Annotated in this window: 6 protein-coding genes; 4 read left to right on the top strand and 2 right to left on the bottom strand. The window is 72.8% G+C overall.

The window, feature by feature from the left end; translation table 11 throughout:
• Together L2I40_RS15535 and L2I40_RS15530 are read right to left on the bottom strand one after the other, a co-directional pair.
• Window positions 1-1,273 (bottom strand): circularly permuted type 2 ATP-grasp protein (locus L2I40_RS15535; RefSeq protein WP_237216114.1); only part of this gene is annotated, 1,273 nt, incomplete at its 3' end.
• A 41-nt stretch (window positions 1,274-1,314) separates the two neighbouring features.
• Window positions 1,315-4,593, bottom strand: coding sequence for a transglutaminase family protein (locus tag L2I40_RS15530; protein WP_237216113.1), 3,279 nt, complete (start codon window positions 4,591-4,593; stop codon window positions 1,315-1,317).
• Between the two features lie 170 nt (window positions 4,594-4,763).
• Between L2I40_RS15530 and L2I40_RS15525 the strand changes: the two genes are divergently transcribed.
• The 4 genes from L2I40_RS15525 to L2I40_RS15510 form a co-directional block, all read left to right on the top strand.
• A complete protein-coding gene (locus tag L2I40_RS15525; RefSeq protein ID WP_237216112.1) occupies window positions 4,764-5,507 on the top strand; it encodes an SDR family oxidoreductase in 744 nt (247 codons plus the stop codon).
• Between the two features lie 5 nt (window positions 5,508-5,512).
• On the top strand, window positions 5,513-6,265 hold the full coding sequence (locus L2I40_RS15520; RefSeq protein WP_237216111.1) for an SDR family NAD(P)-dependent oxidoreductase: 753 nt from the start codon (window positions 5,513-5,515) through the stop codon (window positions 6,263-6,265).
• An 11-nt stretch (window positions 6,266-6,276) separates the two neighbouring features.
• The gene (locus tag L2I40_RS15515; RefSeq protein ID WP_237216110.1) at window positions 6,277-6,585 is read left to right on the top strand and encodes a c-type cytochrome; all 309 of its coding nucleotides are present in this window, start codon (window positions 6,277-6,279) and stop codon (window positions 6,583-6,585) included.
• Window positions 6,586-6,589: 4 nt separating this feature from the next.
• Window positions 6,590-7,225: glucokinase (locus tag L2I40_RS15510; RefSeq protein WP_237216109.1), on the top strand; the 636-nt coding region annotated here is incomplete at its 3' end.

Genomic DNA, 7,225 nt, shown 5'->3' with positions numbered 1-7,225 from the left:
CCGGCATGGCGCGCCAGGAGCCGCCGGCGTCGCGCGCGAGGAAGACGCGCAGCACCACGGGCGCCGGCGCGAGCCGCTCGCCCACCAGGCAGGGCGCGGCGGAGGGCGCGACGGGACGCGTCGCCGCCAGCCGCCAGGGCTCGGACGCCGCGGGGCCTGCGAAGGCATCCAGCGCGCCGAGCGGCAGGGGCTCGCCGGGATCGAAGGCGGAGCGGAGGCGCCAGCCTTCGGGCGAGGCGCGCACCCGATCGCGCATCGCAGGATCGCCGAGCCAGAGGGTCTCCACCTGCGGCAGGCGCAGCTCCTCTCCGAGCAGCCGCTGCGCGGCGGTCGAGAGATAGGGGGTGAGCCCCGGCGCCTCCGCCGCCATGGAGCCGGGCGAGTTGACGAGCCGCACCGCGCCCTGGCGCAGCGCGCCCATCAGGCCGGGCACGCCAGCGCCGTGCTGGAATTCCAGCGGGTCGGAAGCCTCGCCCTTGGTGCGCCGGAGGATGACGTCCACCCGCCGGAGCCCGCGCAGCGTCTTGAGGAAGACCTCGCCGCCGCGCACCGTGAGATCGCCCGCCTCCACCAGTTCCAGGCCGAGTTCGCGGGAGAGGAACAGGTGCTCGAGCCAGGTCTCCTGGCGCGCGCCGGCGGTCAAAAGCGCGATGCGCGGATTGTCGACGCCCTCCGGCGCCATCGCCTGGAGCGCGCCGAGCCAGGCATCGAAGAAGGGGCGGATGTTGCGGACCTGCAGCGCGCGGAAGGCCTCGGGCAGGATGCGGCCAAGCAGCGTGCGGTTCTCGGCGGCGAAGCCGACGCCGTTGGCGCCGCCGCAGCGATCGGCGAGCACGCGCCAGCGCCCATCCGGGCCACGCACGAGGTCGGCGCCGTAGAAGGCAAGCCGCGGAACGGGCACGGAAGCCGGCGCGCGGCAGGGGCGCAGCCAGTGCGGGTTGCCGAAGACGAGGCGCGCCGGGATGGTGCCGTCGCGCAGCAGCGCCTGCTCGCCATAGATGTCGTCGAGCAGCGCGGCGAGCAGGCGCGCGCGCTGTGCGAGCCCCTCCTCCAGCGCCGCGAAGTCGGCGGCGGGGACGATCAGCGGGACGGGGTCGCAGCGCCAGGGACGGCGGCTCTGCCCCGCGCCTTCCAGCACCGTCGCGACGCTCTCCTCGTCGAAGGCGCGGTCGAGGCGACGCGCGCGCTCGGCCAGCGCCGTGTAGCCGAGGGCGGAGAAGGCGCCGAGCAATGGTCGCCAGGCGGGCCGGATGCGGCCCTGCCCATCGACCATCTCGTCCAGTTGCGGGGCGTCCGCCGGCGCCGGAAGGTCGGTCAGACGGCGCGCCGCAGATCGAGGGTCCGCGGATGCTGGCGCGAGGGCACGGCGCGGGGCGCGGGCATCGGCCCCGGCGTGTGGCCGAAGGGGAAGAAGCGGGCCATGCGGCGCGCCTCCGCCTCGTTCGCATTGACCGGGAAGGTCTGGTAGTTGCGCCCGCCCGGATGCGCGACGTGATGCGTCGCGCCGCCCAGGCTCCGCCCCGTCCAGCTGTCCCAGATGTCGAAGACGAGCGGCGACTGCGCGCGGATCGTCGGATGCAGGGCGGAGACCGGGTCCCAGGCCTTGAAGCGCACGCCGGCCACGAACTCGCCCGCAGTGCCGGTCGGCGCGAGCGGCACTTCCGCGCCGTTGCAGGCCAGCACGAAGCGCTCCGGCACCCAGCCGGTGACGCGCGCCTGCACGCGCTCCACGCTGCTGTCCACGTAGCGGGTGGTGCCGGCGGCGCCGATCTCCTCGCCCAGCACGTGCCAGGGCTCGAGTGCCGCGCGCAGCTCGAGCTCCATGTCGCGCACCGCGATGCCGCCGATGCGGGGAAAGCGGAATTCGAGGTGTGGCGCGAACCAGGACGGGTCGAAGGCGAAGCCGAGGCCGCGCAGCTCCTCCAGAACGTCGCGGAAATCCTGCGCGACGTGGTGCGGCAGCATGAAGTCGTCGTTGAGTCGCGTGCCCCAATGGATCAGCTTCCGGTCATAGGGCCGTTCCCAGAAGCCGGCGACGAGCGCGCGGAGCAGGAGCTGCTGCACGAGCGACATGCGCGCATGGGGTGGCATCTCGAAGCCGCGCACCTCGACAAGGCCGCGCCGTCCGCCAGGGCCTGGCGGGTCGTAGAGCTTGTCGATGCAGAATTCCGTGCGGTGGGTGTTGCCCGTCATGTCCACCAGCACGTTGCGGAAGATGCGGTCCACCAGCCAGGGCGGCACGTCGGAACCGGGCGGCGGCACCTGCGCGAAGGCGGTTTCCAGCTCGTAGACTGCGTCGGTCCGCGCCTCGTCCACGCGCGGATGCTGGCTGGTCGGGCCGATGAAGACGCCGCTGAACAGGTACGACAGGCTCGGGTGGTTGTGCCAGAAGCCGACCAGCGACTTCAGCAGGTCGGGGCGGCGCAGGAAGGGGCTGTCGGCGGGCTCCGCCGCGCCCATCACCATGTGGTTGCCGCCACCGGTGCCGACATGCTTGCCGTCGAGCGCGAATTTCTCCGCCGCCAGGCCGACCTGGCGCGCTTCCTCGTAAAGCGTCGTGGTGCGCTCGGTCAGCTCGTCCCAGGACGTCGCGGGATGGACGTTGACCTCGATCACGCCCGGATCGGGGGTGACCGAGAAGTGCAGCAGCCGCGGGTCGCTCGGCGCGAGGTAGCCTTCGAGGAAGACCTTGCGGCCGGTCTCCCGTGCCGTCGCCTCGATCGCGGCGACCAGGTCGAGCCAGTCCTCGGCCAGCGCGAGCGGGGGCAGGAAGACGTGCAGCAGCCCGTCGCGCGGCTCGACGCAGAGCGCGGTGCGGACGACGCCGGGCTCCTCACGCCCCGGCTCGGGGACCGGCATCTCCACGATGCGCGCGCGGCCTTCCGGCAGGTCGCGGCGCGGACGGAGTGGCTCGCGCTGCGCGAAGGGATCGCGCTCCGGTTCGGCCTCGATCGCGGCGTCGGAGGCCCAGGGCAGGCCGTCGAGCGGGAGCCGGAAGCCCAGCGGGCTGTCGCCCGGGATCAGGAACAGTTCGCCGTCGCGGAAGGACCATTTGCCGCTTTCCCATGCGCGGGCGGCACCGATCCCGGCGCGACGCAGCGGCAGCACGGACCCGACCTCGCTCGCGAGCCCCTGCCCGAAGACGCGGCGCAGACGCGCGCGCTCCATGGCGTCGCGCAGCTTCGACCCCTCGGCCAGCACGTTGGCGGGCAGCCGGCCCTCGCGCCACAGGTAGTAATGGGTGTCCTCATGCGCCGGGATGCGGAGCTTCGGGTCGAGGCCGAGCTTGCCGGCGAGGAGGGTCGCGAACTCCGCCGCATCCTGCGGCGTCGCATTGTCCGTGTCGTCGTCGGAGGCGAGCAGCGCCGGGTCGGTCCAGACCGGCTCGCCATCGGCGCGCCAGTGGCAGTAGAGCGCCCAGCGCGGCAGCTGCTCGCCCGGATACCACTTGCCCTGCGCGTAGGTGAGCGCCGCACCCGGCGCCCAGAGCGGCTGCAGGCGCCGCAGCAGGCGCCCCGCGTAGCGGCGCTTGGTCGGCCCGAGCGCATCGGTGTTCCATTCCGCCGCGTCGCGATCGGTCTCGGCGACGAAGGTGGGCTCGCCGCCGATCGTCATGCGGACATTGCCGCGCGCCAGCGCCGCATCCACCGCCGTGCCCATCGCCTGCACGGCGTTCCACTGCGCGTCCGTGTAGGGCTTGGTGACGCGCGGCGTCTCCGCCACGCGCACGACATGCATCTCGAAGGAGAATTCGGTCTTGCACTCGTCCACGCCGCCGGTGATCGGCGCGGCGGAGGCGGGCTCGGGCGTCGCGGCGAGCGGGATGTGACCCTCGCCCGCCAACAGGCCGGAGGTGGGGTCGAGCCCGATCCACCCGGCGCCGGGCACATAGACCTCGCACCAGGCGTGCAGGTCGGTGAAGTCGGCCGGCGGGCCGGCCGGGCCGTCCACCGGCTTCACGTCGGGGACGAGCTGGATCAGGTAGCCGGAGACGAAGCGCGCCGCGAAGCCGAGGTGGCGGAGGATGTTCACCAGCAGCCAGCCGGAGTCGCGGCAGGAGCCGCGGCGTTCGGCCAACACTTCCTCCGGCGTCCAGACGCCGGGCTCCATGCGGACGATGTAGCCGATCTCGGCGGCGAGGCGCCGGTTTAGGTCCACCAGGAAGTTGACTGTGTTCGGCGCCTCGCGCGGGATGTCGGCGAGGTAGCGGGCGAGCAGAGGTCCGGCGGCGGTCACGCGACGGAACGGGGCGAGTTCCTCGGCCAGCACCGGGTCGTAGGCGAAGGGGAAGGCCTCGGCCTGCGGCTCGACGAAGAAGTCGAAGGGGTTGATGGTCGCCATGTCGGCGACGAGGTCCACCGTCACCTCGAAGTGGCGCACCCGTTCGGGGAAGACGACGCGGGCGAGGAAGTTGCCCTGCGGGTCCTGCACCCAGTTCAGGAAGTGCGGCTTCGGCGAGATGTTCAGCGAATAGGACAGGACCGGCGTGCGGCTGTGCGGCGCCGGACGCAGGCGGATCAGCTGGGGCGAAAGCCCGACCAGCCGGTCGTAGTCGTAGCGCGTGCGGTGGGTGAGCGCGGCGTGGATGCTCATCGGAGTCGGCGGGGGTCCCGGATGCGTGATCGCTATCCCATTGGAACGGCCCGCCCCGCAAGGGCGGCGGCGTGACCGGGACGTCACCCGGGCATCATCCGGGCCGCCTGGACAGCGCCGGGTCCGGGCGGCACCTTGGCGGCACGAGACAAGGTGACGGGGGAAGGTCCATGGCGAGGTTCGCCCTGGTGACGGGCGCGGGGTCGGGCGTCGGCCGCGCGTCGGCGGTCGCGCTGGCCGAGGCCGGCTGGGCGGTGGCGCTGGTCGGCCGCCGGCGCGACGCGCTGGAGGAGACCGCGGGGCAATGTGGTGGGGCGCGGACGCTGATCCTGCCCACCGACGTCGCCGACCCGGACGCGGTGGATGCCGCCTTCGCCGCGCTGAAGCGCGAGTTCGGGCGCCTCGACCTGCTGTTCAACAATGCCGGGACGAACGTGCCGGGCACGCCCTTCGAGAACCTGACCTGGCAGCAGTGGCGCTCGGTCGTGGCGGTGAACCTCGACGGGATGTTCCTCTGCGCCAGCGCCGCCTTCCGCATGATGAAGGACCAGTCGCCGCAGGGCGGGCGGATCATCAACAACGGCTCGATCAGCGCGCATGCGCCGCGGCCGGGCAGCGCACCCTACACGGCGACGAAGCACGCGGTGACGGGCCTCACCAAGTCGATGAACCTGGACGGGCGGCGCTTCGACATCGCCGTCGGGCAGATCGACATCGGCAACGCCGCGACCCCGATGACCGAGCGGATGGCTGCCGGCGTGCCGCAGGCCGACTGGAGCATCAAGACGGAGCCGCGGATGGACGTGGCGCATGTCGGCCGCGCGGTGGCGCAGATGGCGGACTGGCCGCTCGAGACCAACGTGCTGACCATGACCATAATGGCCACCAAGATGCCCTTCGTCGGGCGGGGTTGAGCGCGATGAACAAGCTGGATCTCGCAGGACGCGTCGCGGTCGTCACCGGCGGGGCGCGCGGCATCGGGCTGGCGATCGCGCGGCGCATGGTCGCCTCCGGCGCCTCGGTCTCCATCTGGGACATGGACCCGGCGAAGACGGAGGAGAGCCGCGCGGCGCTCGCCGCAGACGGCACGGTCAGCGCCCAGGTGCTCGACCTGACGGACGAGACGGCGGTGGCGGAAGCCACGACCAAGACGCTCGCCGCGCATGGCAAGCTCGACATCCTGGTGAACAACGCCGGCATCACCGGCGGCAACATGCCGAGCTGGGAGATCCCGGCGGCGCAGTGGCGGCGCGTGATGGAGGTGAACCTCACCGCGCCCTTCCTTGTCGCATCGGCCGTGGTGCCGCACCTGATCGGGAATGGCTGGGGGCGGGTGGTGAACATCGCCTCCGTCGCCGGCAAGGAAGGCAACCCGAACGCGGCGCATTACAGCGCCTCCAAGGCGGGGCTGATCGGCTACACCAAGAGCCTGGCCAAGGAACTCGCGCAGAAGGGCGTGCTGGTGAACTGCATCACGCCCGCCGCGGCCAAGACCGACATCTTCGACCAGATGACGGAGGCGCACATCGCCTTCATGCTGTCGAAGATCCCGATGGGCCGCTTCGTGGAGGTGGAGGAGATCGCGGCACTGGCCTGCTGGCTCTCGAGCCCGGACTGCTCCTTCTCCACCGGCGCGGTGTTCGACATCTCCGGCGGGCGCGCCACCTACTGAGGAGACCGGCGATGCGCAGCGTGCTGGCGATGCTTGTGGTTCTGGCGCCGGCGGCGGCGCTGGCGGGTGATCCCGCCGAGGGGCGGCGGATGGCGGAGCAATGGTGCGCGCAGTGCCACCGCGTCTCGCCGACCGGCCCGGGCCCGGCGACCGACGCGGTGCCGGCTTTCGCAACCATCGCGACGCGGCCCGGACGCACGGCGGAGACGATCGCGACCTTCCTCCGCGTGCCGCATTCCGGCATGCCGGATCTTGGGCTGACCCTCCGCCAGGCGCAGGACCTCGCGGCGTATGTGATGTCGCAGCGGCCGCAGCGCTGAGGCCATGGTCGCGCTGCTCGCCGACATCGGCGGGACCAATGCGCGCTTCGCCCTGCTCGATGGCGAGGCCGGGGCGCCGGTCGTGCTGCCGGTGGCCGATTTCGCGACCGTGGAGGACGCGGTGGCGGAGGCGCTGGCACGCCTCGCGGCGCCTCGCATCCGGACGGCGGTCCTCGCTCTGGCGGGGCCCGTGCTGCGCGAGCCGGTGCGGTTGACCAACGCGCCCTGGGACGTCTCCTCCGCCGCGCTGACGCGTCGCTTCGGCTTCGACCGCGTGCGGCTGGTCAACGATTTCCTGGTGCAGGCGCATGCGCTGCCGCATCTTCGCGAGGCGGACCTGGTGCGGATCGGCGGCGGCAGGCCGGACCCCACGGCGCCGATGGTGGTGCTGGGGCCGGGCACGGGCCTTGGCGTCGCCGGCTTCCTGCCGCCCGACCGCGCCATACCGACCGAGGGCGGGCATATCGGCCTGGCGCCAGAGGATGCGAGGGAGGATGCCGTGGTGCGGGCGCTGCGCGCGCGTTGCGGCCGCGCCGGCGCGGAGGAGGCGCTGTCGGGCCGCGGCCTCGCCATGCTGCACGCGATCCTGGCGGAACTGCGCGGCGCCGAGGTGCCGCCGCGCGACGCGGCCGAGGTGGCG

Source organism: Falsiroseomonas oryziterrae (genome assembly GCF_021864505.1).
GTDB classification, from domain to species: domain Bacteria; phylum Pseudomonadota; class Alphaproteobacteria; order Acetobacterales; family Acetobacteraceae; genus Falsiroseomonas; species Falsiroseomonas oryziterrae.
This window is presented reverse-complemented; position numbering and strand designations above follow the sequence as displayed.

Coding starts and splice junctions, on each gene's coding strand:
- L2I40_RS15530 (WP_237216113.1), bottom strand. CDS start 4,593: ATGAGCATCCACGCCGCGCTCACCCACCGCACGCGCTACGACTACGAC.
- L2I40_RS15525 (WP_237216112.1), top strand. CDS start 4,764: ATGGCGAGGTTCGCCCTGGTGACGGGCGCGGGGTCGGGCGTCGGCCGC.
- L2I40_RS15520 (WP_237216111.1), top strand. CDS start 5,513: ATGAACAAGCTGGATCTCGCAGGACGCGTCGCGGTCGTCACCGGCGGG.
- L2I40_RS15515 (WP_237216110.1), top strand. CDS start 6,277: ATGCGCAGCGTGCTGGCGATGCTTGTGGTTCTGGCGCCGGCGGCGGCG.